This is a genomic window from Lentzea sp. HUAS12, from assembly GCF_024125735.1.
GTDB lineage: Bacteria > Actinomycetota > Actinomycetes > Mycobacteriales > Pseudonocardiaceae > Lentzea > Lentzea albida.
Window position 1 is genome coordinate 519,068 of record NZ_CP099738.1, and the last position, 17,125, is coordinate 536,192.

The window sequence follows — 17,125 nt, forward strand, 5'->3', positions numbered from 1 at the left end:
ATCGACACTGGGGAGTGTGCCGCCATGGAACTGTCGCGCCGCGAACTGCTGACCCGCACCGGCCAGGCCGCCGCCGTCGCCACCACCGCGTCCGCGCTCACGATCGGCACCGCCGCGGCGGAGTCCGGCGAGCGCGTGAAACTGACGCAGGGCACCAACATCTCGGTGTCGCGGTCGCGGGACGGCAGGTGGCTCGCCATCGACCTCGTCACCGCCATCTGGGTGTTACCGGCGAGTGGCGGCGAGGCGCGCAAGCTCACCGACGAGCTGCAGGACGCCACGCTGCCGTCGTTCGGGCCCGGCGGCCAGATCGCCTTCCAGTCCTATCGGGACGGCAACTACCACCTGTACGTGATCGGCCTCGACGGACGCGGGCTGAGGCAGCTGACTTCGGGGAAGTACGACCACCGCGAGCCCGCCTTCTCGCCGGACGGCAAGCACCTCGCGTTCGTCAGCGACCGGGCGGGCAGCTACGGCGTGCACGTGCTGGAGCTGTCCAGCGGCAAGATCACGCAGCTCACCGGCGTGCCGGACGAGGCCGCGGCGCCGCAGTGGTCGGGTGACGGCAAGCGGATCATCTTCACCGTCGGCAACGCGGCGGTGGACGTGGTCTCGGTGGACGGTGAGCGCGAACGGCTCGTCACGGCGCCGGCGGGCACGCAGTTCTTCGGCGCCGCGTTCGGGCCCGGTGACCAGCCGAGCTACACGCGGATCAAGCCCGGCCAGGCGGAACTGGTCCTCGGTACGACCGCGATCACGGCGAACGAGGACGTGTTCGGGTTCGCGCCGCTCTGGAACGGTGACACGGTCCTCTACACCGCCGACGGCAAGCTCCGGTCGCGCACCGGCGGTGCTGTCCGGGACATCCCCTTCGAGGCAACGGTCCCCGTGCGCACCACCCGGCGGCCGCACCGCACGAAGAACCTCACCGGTGGTCCGGTGAAGGGCATCGCGAGCCCGGTCGTGTCCCCGGACGGGACGAAGATCGCGTTCCGCGCCCTCAACGCCCTCTACGTGCTGAGCGGCGGGAAAGCGGTGCAGCTGACCGACAACGCGTACTTCGACTCCGACCCGGACTTCTCGCCGGACGGTAGGGAACTGCTCTACGCCAGCGACCGCGGCGGCATCGCGCAGCTGTACGTCCGCGACCTGAAAACGGGCGAGGACAAGGCGTTCGCGCCCGCACCGCACGCGCAGACCACACCGAGGTTCTCCCCGGACGGCACGAAGGTCGCCTACCTCGACCAGGACGGCCAGGCCTGGATCGCCGACCCCGCCGGACTGCGCCAGGTCACGCCGACCCTGTTCCAGCCGGGCAGGCCGACCTGGTCCCAGGACGGCAAGACGGTGGCGCTGGCCGCGGTGAAGCCGTTCTCGCGCCGGTTCCGCGAAGGCACCAGCCAGTTGCTGTTCGTCGACCTCGTCGGCGGCACGCTGACCTACACCGAACCGCTGCCGTTCCGGTCGATCGCGACGCGCGGCGACGACGGTCCGGTGTGGTCGCCGGACGGCAGGCACATCGCGTTCGTGGTGGAGAGCGTCGCGTTCGTCGTCCCGGTCGACGCGAAGGGCACGTTCCTCGCCGAACCCCGCCAGGTCACCCGTGAGGTCACCGACTCGCTGGCGTGGAGCGGCAACGACTCGTTGGTGTACCTGAACAACGGCCGCATCCGGAAGTCCACACTGGATGGACGGGTCACGACGATCCGGCACGACCTGACGTGGCGCAGGCCGAAAGCGCCGGGGCGCAAGGTGGTCCGCGTCGGCGCGTACTGGGACGGCGAGGCGCACGAGCTCAAGCGGAACGTCGACCTCGTCCTGGAGGACGGCAAGGTCAGCGAGATCCGCCCGCAGCGCGGGAAGGCCGACGTCGACGCCGGTGCCCTGACCGCCATCCCCGGCCTGATCGACGCGCACAACCACTGGCATTTGCGTGGCCGTCAGTGGGGCGCGCGGCAGGGCCTGGCGTGGCTCGCCTACGGCATCACGACCGTCCGTTCACCCGGCGACCCGGTCTACCAGATGGTCGAGACCCGCGAGGCCCTGGCGGCCGGAACCCTGGTGGGGCCGCGGTTCTACGCCACCGGCGAGGCCGTCGACGGCTCCCGCGTCTACTACAACTTCATGCGCCCGACGCTCGGCAAGGCCCAGCTCGACCTCGAACTGCGCCGTGCCCACGAGCTGGACTACGACCTGATCAAGACCTACGTGCGCCTGCCCGTGGAGCTGCAACGCGCTGCCGTGCAACGGTCCCGGGTGCCGCTGTCGTCGCACTACCTCTACCCGGCCGCGAACCTCGGCATGGACGGCATGGAACACGTCGGCGCCACGAACCGCCTCGGCTACTCCCACACCGTCACCCGCGTCGGCCGCGCCTACCAGGACGTGATCGCGCTCTTCACCGCCTCCGGCATGTCCATCACACCCACGCTCTTCCAGTCCAGGGCCTTGTACGCCAAGGACAAGTCGATCGTCACCGACGAACGCACCCGCGTGCTCTACCCGCCGTGGGAGTACGAGCGCTTCGTCACCGACGCCGACAACCAGAGGACCCCCGCCGGCACGTCGTCGCTCGAGATCCTGCGCGGCTGGGTCGAGTTCGCCCTGGAGGTCCACCGCGGCGGCGGGTTCGTCATCACCGGCACCGACGCGCCGCTCGACAGCCCGGCCACCGCGACCCACACGAACCTGCGCGCCCTGGTCGAGTTCGGCTTCACACCGAGGGAGGCGCTGATCACCGCGACCCGCAACCCGGCCAGGTGGCTGGGGCTCCCGCTCGGCGCGATCAAGCCGGGCGCACCGGCCGACATCGCGTTCGTGCGCGGCAACCCGCTGGCCGACATCAAGGCGGCGGCCGCCGTCGAACTGGTCGCGGTCGGCGGGCGCGTCCACGAGATCCCGGACCTGCTCGCGCCGTACCGCGACCAGCAGGTGCTCGCCGCCCACACCGCCGTGCTGCCGGCGGCGGCTTCAGCGGAGAACCGGCACTGGTGGCACGAACCGGAGTGGGCCGAGCGGGTCTGCTGCGATCACTGAGCGGGTGCCAGCACGATGTCGAAACGGGAGCGCGCCCACGGCTTGTCGCCGAGGGCCCTCCCGTCCGGCGCCGGCGCCCCCGCCGGTTGCTCCTCGAACCGCTTGACGAGCGACTCCTTGACCCCGAACACCGAGTCGCCGATCTCCAGCTGCGGGTCGCCCTCCACGAAGATGTGGGTGACGAGCGTGCGGAAACCTCGAGCGGACACCATGAAGTGCAGGTGGGCGGCGCGGACGGGGGAGCGGCCGACGGCGTCGAGCAACGCGCCGACCGGGCCGTCGTGCGGGATCGGGTACGGCGTCGGGGTCGTGCCCCAGAAGGAGAACTCCCCGTTCTCGCCGGAGAACAGGTGGCCGCGGCCCGCCACGCGCGCGTCGGAGTACTGCACGTCGTAGAAGCCGTCCTCGTCGGCCTCCCAGACCTCGATCCGCGCGCCCGGCACCGGGTCGCCCGCCGTGTCGCGGACGGTTCCCTCGACCCAGCAGGGGGTTCCGGACGCGCCGCCGGAGATGTCCCCGCCGAGGCCCACCTCCGGCGACTCCTCCACGAAGAACGGGCCGAAGACCGTTGCCTCCGTGGCGTTCTCGTAGGCCTCGTTGTTCACCGCGATGGTCTGCATCGACGCGCCCAGCACGTCCGACAGCAGGATGAACTCCTGCCGCCTCTCGTCGGTGATGTGCCCGACGGCGGTCAGGAACTCGATCGCCCGCGTCCACTCGGCCTCGGTCAGGCGGGTCTCGCGGATGAACGCGTGCAGGTGCCGGGTGAGCGCCTCCATCAGCTCCTTGAGCCGCGGGTCCCCGGTGCGCGCGAACGACGCGATGACCTCCTCGGTGAGCTGTTCCTCGATGCGGTGCTGGGAGGTCATGCGACAAGCCCCTTCTGGGCAGCGGTGAGCAGGGAGATCAGGTCGTCCTCGGTGACGGGGCGGGGGTTCGACGGGGGCACGGAGGGCAGCACGAGACGGGCTGCCTCGTGGACGTCGGGCACACCACGGAGTTCATGTGAGGCACCGATTTCGTCGTACAGGTCGATGAGCTCGCCACCCAGCGCCTCCGTGATCCTGGCGGCCGCCCCGGGAACCGCGGAGGCGTTGAACGCCAGCACGTGCGGCAGGATCGCCGTGTGCGTGGCGGCGTGCGGGAGGTCGTAGGCGCCGCCCAGCACGTGGCAGATCTTGTGGTGCAGGCCGGAACCCGCCGACGCGAACGCCACGGCGGCCAGGTAGGTGCCGTGGAGCATGAACTCCCGGCCCTCGGCGTCGCCGATCCGGCGCAGGCCGCGGCTCAGCGCGCGCACGCCTTCCAGCGCCAGCGCCTGGTTGATCGGGTCGGCGCGCGGTGCCCACGTCGAGTCCACGCAGTGCGCCAGCGCGTTGCAGCCCGAGGCGACGGCCAGGTCCCGCGGCATCGACGCCGTCAGCTCGGTGTCGTAGACGACGGTCGCGGGCAGCACCCGGTCGTCGACGCCGGTGGTCTTGCGGGACGCCTCGGTCAGTCCCCACACGTTCGTCGCCTCCGAACCGGCGTACGTCGTGGGCACGGCGACGATCGGCAGCCCGGTGGTCAGCGCGACCGCCTTGGCCAGCCCGGTCGTGGAGCCGCCCCCGACGCTCACCAGCAGGTCCGCGCCGGACTCCGCGGCCAGCGCACGGGCCCGTTCGGCGTTCTCCACCGGCACGTGCGGCGCCACGTCGGTGCAGTGGGCGGCAACGTCGATCTTCGCCGTCACCGCGGTGGGCCTCCTGGAGACCAGCAGCACCCGCTGCGCACCGAGGCGCTCCACCTCCGCCGCCAGGTCGTCCGCAGCCGTGCCGGTGCCGAACCGCACCCGCTGGCCGAGCGTGACGTGCTCGAAACGGGAGGTCACGCGCTCTCCTCTCGGCTCAGCACCGTCGTCAGGACGGACATCAGTTCGGCCTCGGGGTCGGCCGGCAGGGTGGTGCCGCGCCAGGCGACGTGCTTGTCCGGCCGCACCAGCACCGCGCCGTCCTCGTCCACACCGGACAGTCGCGACCAGTCGAAGTAGAGGTCGGTGACCTCGCGTCCGGGGCCGATGACGACGGTCCGCAGCGGCACGCCGAGCCGGTCGGCCACCTTCTGCGCCGCGTCGGCCCACGGCTCGCCGGTGATCCCCGTCAGCAGCGTGAACTGCCCGTACGGCACCAGGTCGTGGGTCGAGACCTTGGTCCTGCTGTCGCCGACCCACGCGTGCGGCAGTCGTGCTCCCGGCCAGGTCGACGGTTCGTAGTACAGCTCCGGATCCCGTTGCGGTGCCGGGCGTTCCGTCCCGTCCGGGATCACGGCGCTGGAAGCGTAGGACTGGCCCATCTCCACGCCGTGCGCGTTGAACTCGTAGTTCTTCAACTCCATCGCTTCGCGCACCGCCGCGCGCTTGGCCGCACCCGCGAGGCCGCCTGCCTTGCGCTCCTCGATCCGCGCGTCCATCTCGGCGGCGGACTGCGAGGCGTCGAGCCCGAGCGCCTCGAACAACGCACCGAACTCGCGCGCGGACCTGTTCGCCCGCGTGACGATCTGCCGTGCCACGGGCGCGCGTTCGTCGGAATAGGTCTCCAGCAGCTGCGGCCCCGCCTGTCCGTTGAGGACCGCCGCGAGCTTCCAAGCCAGGTTGTACGAGTCCTGGATCGAGGTGTTGGAGCCGAGCCCGTTGCTCGGCGGGTGCCGGTGCACGGCGTCCCCTGCGCAGAACACCCGGCCGCGGTGCAGGCGTGTCGCGTACATGTCGTTGTTGCCCCACAACGAGATCCCGGTGATCTCGGCGTCGAGCGCCGGGTCACCGACGAGGTTGCGGACGATCCGCAGCGCGTCGTCCTCGGTCACCTCGGGCACGCCCTGGGCGAGGTCGAAGCCCCACACGATCAGCCACTCGTTCCACGGCCGGACCATCCGCACGAGCCCGGCGCCGATCCCGCCGACGTTCGCGCCCGGCTGGATCACCCAGTACAGCACCGACGGGCGGTGCCGCGTGAGGTCGGAGAGGTCGGCCTTGAACGTGATGTTCATGGACCCGGCGACGTCCATCCGCCCCTCGTACGGCAGGCCCACGTCGGCGGCCACCGCGGACCGCGCGCCGTCCGCGCCGATCAGGTACTTCGCCCGGATCTGGTACTCGGACCCGGTCAGCCGGTCGAGCACCCGCACGGTCACGCCGTCGGAGTCCTGCTCGTGGCCCAGGTACTCGGTGCTGAACTGCGTGCGCGTGCCCCGCTCGGTGGCGTTGCGGACGAGGATCGGCTCCAGGTAGTTCTGCGGGATGTCGCAGTTGAGCGACGGCGACGCGAGCACGTGGTCGGCGTGCCGCGCCGGGTGGTTGCCCCACGTGAGGATGCGGCCGATCTCCTCGCCGGTGATCGAGGTGCAGAACACCGTGTCGCCGATCAGGTGGTGCGGCGTGGCTTCGGCGAGCACCTGGTCCTCGACACCGACGTCGCGGAGGATCTCCATCGTGCGCTGGTTGGTGATGTGCGCGCGAGGGGTGTTCGCGGTCCACCGGTACTTGGTGATCATGATGTTCGGAACGCCCAGGGTGGACAGGAACAGCGCTGCGGAGGCCCCGGCCGGGCCCGACCCGATGATCACCACATCGGTCTCGACGATCGTCACCATGCCGGACACCGTGACAGCCGCTCCGGTGCCGGGAGGGGCGCGCGTGCGCATGTGGCGGAAACAGGCAAAAACTCAGGACCGCAACGCCGCCCGGTCCTGCCGGGGAGTGGTGCCGAACCGCGCCCGGTAGGTGCGCGAGAAGTGCGCCTGCGACACGAACCCGGTCCGCGCGGCCACCTCGGCCAACGGGATCGGCTCGCCGAGCAGCCGCCGTGCCGCGTCGAGCCGTGCGTTCAGGATCGCCTGCGGCACGCTCTGCCCCGACTTCGCGAACAGCCGCGACAGGTGGCGGTCCGAGTACCCGACGGCCTCGGCGATCCGCTGCGCGCACAACTCCTGCTCGTGCAGGTGGGCCTCGATGAAGGCGTGGGCGGCGGCCAGGTCCGCGCTGGGGGAGCGGGTGCCCAGCACCGCGTCCAGCAACGCCGTGGCGGTGCGTTCGAGCCCCTCCCAGTCGGCAGGCCCGCGCAACGCACCCGCCAGCGCCGCCACCAACGCCCGTGCATGGGCGTCATCCCGGAAGCCGAAGGTGCGCGGCCGCACCGGACCACGCCGCGGCGCCTTGAGCACGAGCTCGGTCAGCCCGGTGGAGAACTCGCGGCGGAACGGCCGGTCGCCGTCCAGCACCAGGGCCTGGCCGGGGACGACCAGCTCACTGCCGCCCCGGTGCTCGAGGCGGCTCTCGCCGGCGAGCATGAAGTAGACGACCACCCCGTCCGCGGGGTGCTCGGCGATCTGCCGGACGCCGCGTTCGACGGCGTGCGGCGACCCGCTGACGCGTGCCACGTGCAGGCGGGGGAGCGCCAGGTTGACCTCGGTGCCCTCGAACGGCCGGTCGGCCTCGACCCGCAGCCCCACCAGGGCGCGGGCGTTGTGCTCCTCCCACCCGGCGAGCCTGCGGGCGCCGGGCAGGTCGTGCGTCCGGAACCTGGTGAGGCCGGGTGGGTGCACGAGTGCCATCCGTTCACGGTAACCCGGCGGCGGAGGTGTGGCGGGCGGGTGCGTTGTGCCGGGCGGGCGTGGTGTGGCTGGGTGGCGGTGCGGCGGGCGGGTCCGGTGTGGCGGCGGTGCGTGTGCCCGGCGGGTGTGAGGAGGCGGGCGGGTCCGCTGTGCCGGACGTGCGCGGTGCGGCTGGCGGTCGCCGTCTGCCGGGTCGGTGCGGTGTGGCGGGCGGCCCGCGTGAAAGCGGAGCGCTCCCGCGGAGCGCGCTCCCGCGTCGCGTGCCACCGCCAGAACCGGCGCCTACCAGCCGAGCACGCCCAGCGACTCCCCGGCCAGGTGCCCCGCGATCCCCGCCGCCGAGTACCCGATGATGTCCGCCGGCAACGCCTCCACCCCGAACCACCCCAGCTCCGAGCACTTCTCCGGCTCGCGGTTCACCGGCTCGCCGCTCCACCGCCGCACCTCGAAGTACAGCCCGAGCCGCGGCTCCACCCCGGACCCGTTGGCGTGCACCGTGTGCACGTGCCGCAGGTCGGCGTGCTCGATCACCACGCCGATCTCTTCCAGCGCCTCGCGCGCGGCGGCGGCGAGCACCGACTCACCCGCGTCGAGCTTGCCGGACGGCAGGTGCCACCGGCCGTCGAAGCGGGGGTCGGTGTCGCGGCGGCGGCTGAGCAGCACCTCGTCGTCGCGGACGAGCATGACGTGGACGTCGATCAGGTGGCGGTCGGCCATGGGGCCACCGTAAATGATCTGCGATCGGCCCGGCCGTCGTGACACGATCGTGCCATGACAGCCTTCGCGACCCCGGAAGACATCGCCGCGCGCACCGAGGCGGCCAAAGAGGCCGCTGTGGCAGCGGGTCGTGAGCTCGGCCTGGAGATCGGTGAGGGCGCGGTCCTCTACGAACTGTTCTCCGTCGTCGTGCACCTCGCGCCCTCGCCGGTCGTGGCGCGCGTCCCGACCGTCCTGCCGCACACCACGACCCCCGAGTCGCTGGCCCGGCGCCAGCAGCAGGAGCTCGACGTCGCGCAGTGGCTGCACGACCAGGGCACCCCGGTGATCCCGCCGAGCACCCTCGTGCCCCGCGAACCGGTGCGGCGGGACGGTTTCTCCATCACGTTCTGGCCGTTCACCGACGAGGACAGGTCGCAGGAACCCGACTACGTCAGGAACTCCGAGCTCACCGCGGACCTGCACAAGGCGCTGGAGGACTACCCCGGCGAGCTCGACTTCCTGTCGTCGGCCGAACCCCGGTTCGTGCGCGAGGGCCTTGAACGGCTCGAAGGCCTGGACATCGTCACGCCCGAGGACCTCCGCAGGGCGCGCGCCGAGTGGGAGGTCCTGGAGCCGCTCGTGAGTTCCGAGGCCGCGTTCCGGGAGAGGTTTCCGAGCATCGGCCTTCAGCCGATCCACGGGGACTCGCCGCCCGCCAACATCTTCGCGAGCACGAAAGGCCCGTTGTTCTCCGACTTCGAGCTGATCACGTACGGGCCGGTCGAGTGGGACCTGGGTGGCCTCGGCCCGGAGTACGAAGCCGCCTACAACCGGGGCGCTCGCAAGAACGGGTTGCGCGAGCTCGACGGGGAGGTGCTCCGGTTCGTCAACGTGGTCGGCGCCATCCGGGTCATCGCGTACCTGTCGGTCGCGGACCAGTTGCCCGCCATGGTCGACTTCATGCAGCCGTTCATCGACCAGTGGCGGGACACCGACGTCTACGCGTGAGCCGCGGCCCGATCCCCGAGCCAGGACACGACTTCCTCGGCGGGCAGCGGCTCGCTGAGGAAGTACCCCTGCACCACGTCGCACCCGGCCTCGGCCAGCGCCGTCCAGGTGTCCTGGTCCTCCACGCCCTCCGCCACGGCCTGCAGCCCGAAGTTGCGGGCCAGCGCCACCAGGGCGTGCACGATCGCCGAATCGCCGGCGTCGGTGCACATGTGCGTGACGAACGACCGGTCGAGCTTCATCTCGTGCACCCGCATGCTGCGCAGGTACGAGATCGACGAGTAGCCGGTGCCGAAGTCGTCGATCGAGAGCCGCACGCCCAGGTCCGTCAGGCCGCGCAGCACCTCCACCGCGCGTTCCGGGTCCGAGATGATGGCGCTCTCGGTGATCTCCAGCGTCAGCAGCCGGGCGGGCAGGCCGTGGCGCTTGATCAGGTCGGCCACGTCGCCGGGGAACTCGGTGTGGTGCAGGCAGGCCGCGCCCACGTTCACCGACACCGGCACCTCCCAGCCCGCGTCCGACCAGGTGCGGCACTGGCGCAGCGCCGCGTCGATCACGTACCGGGTCAGCGGCTCGATGAGGCCGTTCTCCTCGGCGACCGGGATGAACTCGTCGGGGCGCACCAGACCGCGTGTCGGGTGCTGCCAGCGGGCCAGCGCCTCCACGCCGCACACCGCGCCCGTGTTCGCCAGCGCCTTGGGCTGGTACTGCAGGAACAGCTCACCGCGGTCGATCGCGTGCCGCAGCTCCGTGACGGCCGTCAGGTGCGCGGCGCCCCGCTCGTGCAGGCGGGCGTCGTACACGGCCACGCCGGACTTCTCGCGCTTGGCCGCGTACATCGCGATGTCCGCGTGCCGCAGCAGTTCGTGACCGTCGCCCGAGTCCGCCGGGCACAGCGCCACGCCGACGCTGCCCGCTATCTCGAGCTCCAGGCCCTCCAGCGTCACCGGCATCGCGAGCGCCTGGAGGATCTTCTCCGCGACCATCGTCGCGTTCTCCGCCGAGCCGACGCCGGGCAGCAGCACGGCGAACTCGTCGCCGCCCAGCCGGGCCACCAGGTCCGTGTCGCGCACCGCCCACGACAGGCGGTTCGCGACCTGGCGCAGCAGCAGGTCGCCGGTGTGGTGCCCGAGGGAGTCGTTGACCTCCTTGAACCTGTCGAGGTCCACGATCAGCAACGCCAGCGGCTCGTCCTTCTTGCGCGCCTTGTCGACGGCCACCTCCATCCGCCGCGCGAGCAGCGTCCGGTTCGCGAGGCCGGTCAGGGCGTCGTGGTGCGCCTCGTGCTCGTTCTTGGCGGCCTGGCGCAGGATCATGCGGCGCTGGCCGAGCAGCACCATGCCGAACACCGCCACGAGCGCCGCGTCCAGCACGAACACCACGATCTGCGCGATCCGCAGCCGTGCGTTGCGCTCGTCGGCCGCGCGCAGGTACTCGTTGTTGTCGAGGCGCTTCGCGCTGATCGCCGCGGTGATCTGGCGCCGCAGCGACGAGTGCGCCAGCCCCGCCTGGTCCGCCTGCAGCGGGTCGGTGCCGGCGACGACCTTGCGCAGGAGGTCCGTCGTCTGGTCGTAGAGCGGCAACAGGCGCGTGGCCACGGCCGCGTCGGACGGGGTGGCCTCGGTGCGCAGCCACTCGAGCTCGGCGCGCGCGGAGCCGAGCGAGTTCGCGAGCGGTTGGACGGTCTGCTCGGTCCGCGCGACCTGCAGGTCGCGCAGCGCGTTGTCGGAGACGATGATGTGCTCCAGCACGCGGGACCACCGCTCGCTGATCTCGTTGACCTGCCGCACGTGCGCGGTCGTGGCCCGCGCGTCGACGCTGCTCCACAGCGCCAGTCCCGCCAGGACCAGCAGTCCGGCCGTCAGCCCCACCGTCGCCACCCGTGCGGTGGCGCGGCCCTCCCCGAACTTCACCGTGCCTGCTCCAACGGTCGCACCCAGCTCGCCGGATCTTCGACGAAGCTGTCGATCTGAGGCTGGAAGAAGTCCCTGCGGGCCTTCTCCGACTCCTGCCGGTGCAGGATCGCGTCCAGGTTCGCGGTGGTCACCGTGAGCCCGGGCGTCTCGACCCAGCCCTGCGGCAGCGCCGCGCCGCCCTTCGCGTGCCGTGCGAGCAGCCAGCCCGCGACGGCGCCCTTGAGGTAGTGCTCGGGCGAGACCGTCGCGACCATCGCGCCGTCCCGCACCGCCTGCAACGTCCTCGGGTCGACCCCGAACCCGCCCACCAGCCACCTCGCCGACTTCTCGGTCCTCAGCGCGGCGAGGCTGACCCCGTCGCAGTCGCCCGTACCAACGAACGCGAGGGCGTCGGGATTCGCCGCGACGAGTCGTCTCCACGCGTCCCGATTCGCGGCGTCGTCACGTTGGGTGTCGAACGGCCCCAGCACCACTACTCCCGGTAGCTTTTCGGCGAATCGACCGCGGATTCCGTCCGCCCGGTCGTCGAACCCGGCGAGTCCCGGAACTGTGTTTCCCAACACAACCGTTCCGGTCGCGTCCGACGGCAATCGGCGCATCAACTCGTCAGCCAGTTTTTCGCCGAGTTCGTAGTTGTCGTTACCGATGTGGAGTTTGACGCCGGAACTCGCGGTGAGGCGCATGTCGACCCCGATGACGGCGACGTGCCGGGCGAGCGCCTCACCGATGGACGGCGCCATCAGCGCCGGCTCGGAGGTCGCCACGGCGATTCCGCCATTCGCTGCGAGCGTCAAATCCCGGAACAACTCGACTTCCTTGTGCCCGTCCTGGCCGGGTGGACCCGTGACCGTCGCGCTGACCCCGCCGATGCGGCCGACGCCCTCGTGGAAACCGCTGGTCATCTCCTGGGCGAAGGAGCCACCCGTGCGCTTGACCACGAAACCGACGTGCGGCAACGCCTCGGACCGGGCAGCACCACCACAGCCTGCCAGCAGCACCAGACCCAGCACCAGTGCCGCAGCGCGCATTGACGACCTCGGGCTCGTTCGACCTACGGGTGATCGATCTCCAGATCGGCCGATGCTACAGCGCGTGGTGCCGAACCGGGACGAGGGCCACCGCCACCGGCAAGCGCTTTCAGCGAGCGGAAACCGTCAGGCGGGCTCGTACCCGAGGTTCGGCCGCAGCCACTGCTCGACCTCCGTGAGCGGCTTGCCGTACCGGTTCGCGTAGTCCTCGACCTGGTCGCGGCCGAGGCGCCCCACCGTGAAGTACTTCGCCTCGGGGTGCTGGAAGATCAGGCCGCTGACACTGGCCGCCGGGTTCATCGCGAACGATTCGGTGAGCCCGACCCCGATCTCCTCCGCGCCCAGCAGGTCGAACAACTCCCGCTTCACCGTGTGGTCGGGGCAGGCCGGATAACCGAGCGCGGGGCGGATCCCGCGGAACTTCTCGGCGTGCAGGTCGGCCAGTTCCGGCTGGGCGTCCGGCTCGAACCAGTCGCGCCGCGCCCGCAAGTGGATCCACTCGGCGAAGGCCTCGGCGAGCCTGTCCGCCAGCGCCTTCACCATGATGGCGCGGTAGTCGTCGTTGAGCGCCTCGTACTTCGCGGCGAGCTTCTCGGCGCCGAGGATCGTCACCGCGAACCCGCCGATGTGGTCGCCCTCGGGCGCCACGTAGTCGGAGAGGCAGCGGTTCGGGCGCGACAGCGGCTTCTGCGTCTGCTGGCGCAGCATCGGAATGCGCACGCCGTTGTCGAGCAGGATGTCGTCGCCGTCGGAATGCGCGGGCCAGTATCCGTAAACGCCCTTCGCCTCGAACAGCTCTCCGGCGACGATTTCGTCGAGCAACGCCGTCGCGTCGTCGTAGAGTTCGCGCGCCACGGGCTGGTCCAGGATCGCCGGGAACTTGCCTTTGAGTTCCCAGGCGAGGAACAGGAACGTCCAGTCGATGAACTCGCGCAGTTCGGCCAGAGAAGGCGTCAGCACGCGCGTTCCGGTGAATGCCGGTGTAGGCAATTCGGAGAAGTCGACCTTTTCCGAGTTCGCGCGCGCGACGTCGAGCTTCAGCAACGGCACCGACTTGCGGTTCTCGTGCTGTTCGCGGAGCCGGGCCTGCTCGGTGCGGTTGGTGCGGTCCAGTTCGTGCGACCGACGGTCGTCGAGCAGGTCGGACACGACGCCGACGACCCGGGAGGCGTCGAGGACGTGGACGACCGGCTCGTCGAAGACCGGGGCGATCTTCACGGCGGTGTGCTGGCGCGAGGTCGTCGCGCCACCGATCAGCAGCGGCAGCTTCAGGCCGCGGCGCTGCATCTCCTCGGCGACCGAGACCATCTCGTCCAGGGACGGCGTGATCAGCCCGGACAGGCCGATGACGTCGGCGTGCTCCTTGATGGCCGTGTCGAGGATCTTGGCGGCGGGGACCATCACGCCGAGGTCGATCACCTCGTAGTTGTTGCAGCCCAGCACGACGCCGACGATGTTCTTGCCGATGTCGTGGACGTCGCCCTTGACCGTGGCGAGCACGACCTTGCCGTTGCCGCCCGCCGTGGCCTTCGGCTCGGCGTCCATGAACGGCTCCAGGTACGCGACCGCGCGCTTCATCACGCGGGCGCTCTTCACGACCTGGGGAAGGAACATCTTGCCCGCGCCGAACAGGTCGCCGACGACCTTCATGCCGTCCATCAGCGGGCCCTCGATGACGTCGAGGGGCCGGGGGAGGGCCTGGCGGGCCTCCTCGGTGTCCTCCTCGACGAAGTCGACGACGCCGTGCAGGATCGCGTGCTCCAGCCGCTTGGCGACCGGCGCCTCGCGCCACGACAGGTCGACGACCCGCTTCTGGCCGGGGCCCTTGACGGTCTCGGCGTGCGCGACGAGGCGGTCGGTCGCGTCCTCGCGCCGGTCGAAGATGACGTCCTCGACCAGTTCCAGCAGCTCGGGCTGGATGTCCTGGTAGACGACGAGCTGGCCCGCGTTGACGATGCCCATGTCGAGGCCCGCCTTGACGGCGTGGAACAGGAACGCCGAGTGCATGGCCTCGCGGACGACGTCGTTGCCGCGGAAGGAGAACGACAGGTTCGAGATGCCGCCGCTGATGCGAACCCCGGGACATCGCTCCTTGATCCGCGGCAGGGCGTCGATGAAGGCCTTGGCGTAGCCGTTGTGCTCCTCGATGCCGGTGGCGACCGCGAGCACGTTCGGGTCGAAGATGATGTCCTCGGCGGGGAACCCGGCCTGCTGGGTGAGCAGGTCGTAGGCGCGGGCGCAGATCTCGACCTTGCGGTCGGTCGTGTCGGCCTGGCCCTGCTCGTCGAACGCCATCACGACGACACCGGCGCCGTAGTCGCGGATCGTGCGGGCCTGCCGCAGGAAGGACTCCTCGCCCTCCTTGAGGCTGATCGAGTTGACCACGCCCTTGCCCTGCACGCACCGCAGCCCGGCCTCCAGCACGGTCCAGCGGGAGCTGTCGATCATCACCGGGATGCGGGCGATCTCCGGTTCGGTCGCGATGAGGTTCAGGAACGTCGTCATCGCCTGCTCGCCGTCGAGCAGGTCGGCGTCCATGTTGACGTCGAGCAGGTTCGCGCCGCCGCGCACCTGGTCGAGTGCCACCGTGAGCGCGGCGTTGTGGTCGTCGGCCTCGATGAGCCGGCGGAACTTGGCGGAGCCCGTGACGTTGGTGCGCTCGCCGATCATCACGAACCCGGTGTCCGGGCCGATCTCGAACGTCTCCAGGCCGCTGTAGCGGGTGGTGTGGCGTGGCTGCACCACGTCTCGCTTCGTCTCGCCCTTCACGGCGTCCGCGATGGCCTTGATGTGCGCGGGGGAGGTGCCGCAGCAGCCGCCGACGACGTTGACGATGCCCTTGCCCGCGAAGTCCTTCAGCAGGGCGGCGGTCTCGTCCGGGGTCTGGTCGTAGCCGCCGAAGGCGTTGGGCAGGCCGGCGTTGGGGTGGCAGGCGACGTAGGTGTCCGCGAGCCGCGCCAGGTCTGTGACGTGCGGGCGCATCTCCTCGGCGCCCAGCGAGCAGTTGACGCCGACGACGAGCGGCTCGGCGTGCGCGATCGAGTCCCAGAACGCCTCGACGGTCTGGCCCGACAGCGTGCGGCCGGACAGGTCGACGATCGTCACGGAGATCCACAGCGGCAGGTCGGGAGCGACCTCGCGGGCCGCGGCGATGGCGGCCTTGCAGTTCAGCGTGTCGAAGATCGTCTCGATCAGCAGCAGGTCGACGCCACCCTCGTGCAACGCCGAGATCTGCTCCGCGTAGGAGGCCTTGACCTGCTCGAACGTGACGGCGCGGAACGCGGGGTCCTCGACCTTGGGCGACAGGCTGAGCGTGACGTTGAGCGGGCCGACCGAGCCCGCCACGAACTTCCCGCCGAACTCGTCGGCGGCCTGGCGGGCGAGGCGCGCGCCGGCGAGGTTCATCTCGCGGACGCGGCTCTCCAGCCCGTAGTCGGCCTGGCCGATCGACGTGGCGGTGAACGTGTTGGTGGTCGTGATGTCCGCCCCCGCCGCGAGGTACTGCCGGTGCACGTCGAGCACCAGGTCGGGGCGGGTCAGGTTGAGCAGGTCCGGGTCACCCGCGACGTCGGGCACGTGGCCTTCGTACTCGTCGCCGTAGTAGTCGGACGGGGAGAGCTTCGCCTGCTGGAACATCGTGCCCCAGGCGCCGTCCAGCACAGCGATCCGCTGGTCCAGCAGGGACTTGAGTCCACTCACGCGCGCTCCCGAAGACGTCGGAAGCGCCCTTTGTTCGTGGTGGAACGAAGCCGAGCGTGGCAGGCGTGCGAGCCCGTTGCAGCGCTTCTCGGTTTCGCGGTCAAGGCTACCAACTCCGACCATGGACCAGGAACCCGTCCCACTCCATAGGATGGTCGTCGTGACAGGACGACGCGCGTTGGTGCTGGGTGGCGGTGGTGTCACCGGAATCGCCTGGGAGACCGGGATTCTGCACGGACTGGCCGAACAGGGGGTCGACCTGAGCGACGCCGACCTGTTCGTCGGGACGTCCGCGGGATCCGTGGTGGCGACGGAGTTGGCGGGAGGTGCGCCGCTCGCGGACCTCTACGCGGGGCAGTTGCTGCCGCCGGACGGCGAGATCCCGGCCCGTCTCACGCCGTGGATGCTCGTCAGGTACGCGCTTTCCTACGTGATGCCGGGAACCCCGGCGGCCAAGCGGGCGAGGCTCGGGCGGGCGGCTCTGAAGGCCCGCACGCCGTCCGAGGAGTCGCGGCTCGCGGTGTTCGACAGCCGGCTGTCCACGAAGGACTGGCCGGAGCGTCCCCTCAAGGTCACGGCCGTGGACGTCGTGACCGGGAAGTTCGTGGCGTTCGACCGGGACAGCGGGGTGCCGCTCGTGAAGGCGGTCGCGTCGAGTTGCGCGGTGCCGCTGGTGTGGCCGCCGGTCAGCATCAACGGCAGCAGGTACATGGACGGCGGGATGCGGTCCGTGGCGAACGTCGACCTCGCGGCCGGGTACGAGCGGGTCGTGGTGGTCGCGCCGCTGACGAGGTCGGCCAACCTGGCGGCGACCCCGGGCGCACAGGCCGCGAAGCTCGGGGTGCCGTCGATCGTGATCAGCCCGGACGGCACCGCGCTGGCCGCGATCGGCACGAACCTGCTGGACCCGGCCCGCCGCAAGCCCGCCGCGGAGGCGGGGCGCGTGCAGGCGGCGTCGGTCGCGGAGGCCGTGCGGGAGGTGTGGTCGTAGGTCCTGACCGGTCGGGCACGACTCACCGCCGGCCACCGGTGCCGTAACCGGTTCCGGTCCAGATGACCGGTCCACACCTCTTGTCCGCCGTTGACCACCCGCCTAGGGTCGCCGCCATCCGGCCTTCAGGCAGGTTTGTTAACCAATTGGGTGGAGGTGGT

The 17,125-nt window shown here is 70.9% G+C and carries 11 protein-coding genes; 3 read left to right on the forward strand and 8 right to left on the reverse strand.

Features of this window, described 5'->3' with window-relative positions; all coding sequences use genetic code 11:
• Window positions 1-24 precede the first annotated feature (24 nt).
• The gene (locus ND450_RS02570) at window positions 25-3,036 is read left to right on the forward strand and encodes an amidohydrolase family protein (protein ID WP_253324550.1); all 3,012 of its coding nucleotides are present in this window, start codon (window positions 25-27) and stop codon (window positions 3,034-3,036) included.
• Here ND450_RS02570 and ND450_RS02575 read toward each other — a convergent pair.
• From ND450_RS02575 to ND450_RS02595, 5 genes are all read right to left on the reverse strand, one after another.
• Window positions 3,030-3,905, reverse strand: a complete 876-nt coding sequence (locus ND450_RS02575; RefSeq protein WP_253324551.1) for a dioxygenase — start codon at window positions 3,903-3,905, stop codon at window positions 3,030-3,032. The two genes, ND450_RS02570 and ND450_RS02575, sit on opposite strands and share 7 nt — an antisense overlap.
• Window positions 3,902-4,906, reverse strand: coding sequence for a maleylacetate reductase (locus ND450_RS02580; protein WP_253324552.1), 1,005 nt, complete (start codon window positions 4,904-4,906; stop codon window positions 3,902-3,904). The genes ND450_RS02575 and ND450_RS02580 overlap by 4 nt, the downstream gene beginning before the upstream one ends.
• Window positions 4,903-6,714, reverse strand: coding sequence for an FAD-dependent monooxygenase (locus ND450_RS02585; RefSeq protein ID WP_305885202.1), 1,812 nt, complete (start codon window positions 6,712-6,714; stop codon window positions 4,903-4,905). The genes ND450_RS02580 and ND450_RS02585 overlap by 4 nt, the downstream gene beginning before the upstream one ends.
• 21 nt (window positions 6,715-6,735) lie before the next feature.
• The gene (locus ND450_RS02590) at window positions 6,736-7,623 is read right to left on the reverse strand and encodes an AraC family transcriptional regulator (protein WP_253324553.1); all 888 of its coding nucleotides are present in this window, start codon (window positions 7,621-7,623) and stop codon (window positions 6,736-6,738) included.
• 282 nt (window positions 7,624-7,905) lie between these two features.
• Window positions 7,906-8,340 carry an NUDIX domain-containing protein gene (locus tag ND450_RS02595; RefSeq protein ID WP_253324554.1) on the reverse strand — a complete coding sequence of 145 codons (435 nt, stop codon included), beginning with the start codon at window positions 8,338-8,340 and terminating at the stop codon, window positions 7,906-7,908.
• 54 nt (window positions 8,341-8,394) lie between these two features.
• On the opposite strand from ND450_RS02595, the gene ND450_RS02600 reads away from it, so the two are divergent.
• Complete coding sequence (locus ND450_RS02600) at window positions 8,395-9,330, forward strand: phosphotransferase (RefSeq protein ID WP_253324555.1); 936 nt, start codon at window positions 8,395-8,397, stop codon at window positions 9,328-9,330.
• Here the strand turns inward: ND450_RS02600 and ND450_RS02605 are convergent.
• The 3 genes from ND450_RS02605 to metH all read right to left on the reverse strand — a co-directional run bounded on the left by ND450_RS02605 (window position 9,321) and on the right by metH (window position 15,973).
• Window positions 9,321-11,243 carry a bifunctional diguanylate cyclase/phosphodiesterase gene (locus ND450_RS02605; RefSeq protein ID WP_253324556.1) on the reverse strand — a complete coding sequence of 641 codons (1,923 nt, stop codon included), beginning with the start codon at window positions 11,241-11,243 and terminating at the stop codon, window positions 9,321-9,323. The genes ND450_RS02600 and ND450_RS02605 overlap by 10 nt on opposite strands.
• Window positions 11,240-12,274 (reverse strand): sugar ABC transporter substrate-binding protein, encoded by a 1,035-nt coding sequence (locus tag ND450_RS02610; protein WP_253324557.1) that lies wholly within the window; start codon window positions 12,272-12,274, stop codon window positions 11,240-11,242. The genes ND450_RS02605 and ND450_RS02610 overlap by 4 nt, the downstream gene beginning before the upstream one ends.
• 126 nt (window positions 12,275-12,400) lie before the next feature.
• A complete protein-coding gene (gene metH / locus ND450_RS02615; RefSeq protein WP_253324558.1) occupies window positions 12,401-15,973 on the reverse strand; it encodes a methionine synthase in 3,573 nt (1,190 codons plus the stop codon).
• A gap of 160 nt (window positions 15,974-16,133) precedes the next feature.
• Between metH and ND450_RS02620 the strand changes: the two genes are divergently transcribed.
• The gene (locus ND450_RS02620) at window positions 16,134-16,964 is read left to right on the forward strand and encodes a patatin-like phospholipase family protein (RefSeq protein ID WP_253324559.1); all 831 of its coding nucleotides are present in this window, start codon (window positions 16,134-16,136) and stop codon (window positions 16,962-16,964) included.
• Window positions 16,965-17,125 lie beyond the last annotated feature (161 nt).

Excerpts from the sequence above, each read along its gene's own strand:
- ND450_RS02570 (WP_253324550.1), top strand. The coding sequence starts at position 25 with ATGGAACTGTCGCGCCGCGAACTGCTGACCCGCACCGGCCAGGCCGCC.
- ND450_RS02575 (WP_253324551.1), bottom strand. The coding sequence starts at position 3,905 with ATGACCTCCCAGCACCGCATCGAGGAACAGCTCACCGAGGAGGTCATC.
- ND450_RS02585 (WP_305885202.1), bottom strand. The coding sequence starts at position 6,714 with ATGCGCACGCGCGCCCCTCCCGGCACCGGAGCGGCTGTCACGGTGTCC.
- ND450_RS02590 (WP_253324553.1), bottom strand. The coding sequence starts at position 7,623 with ATGGCACTCGTGCACCCACCCGGCCTCACCAGGTTCCGGACGCACGAC.
- ND450_RS02595 (WP_253324554.1), bottom strand. The coding sequence starts at position 8,340 with ATGGCCGACCGCCACCTGATCGACGTCCACGTCATGCTCGTCCGCGAC.
- ND450_RS02600 (WP_253324555.1), top strand. The coding sequence starts at position 8,395 with ATGACAGCCTTCGCGACCCCGGAAGACATCGCCGCGCGCACCGAGGCG.
- ND450_RS02610 (WP_253324557.1), bottom strand. The coding sequence starts at position 12,274 with ATGCGCGCTGCGGCACTGGTGCTGGGTCTGGTGCTGCTGGCAGGCTGT.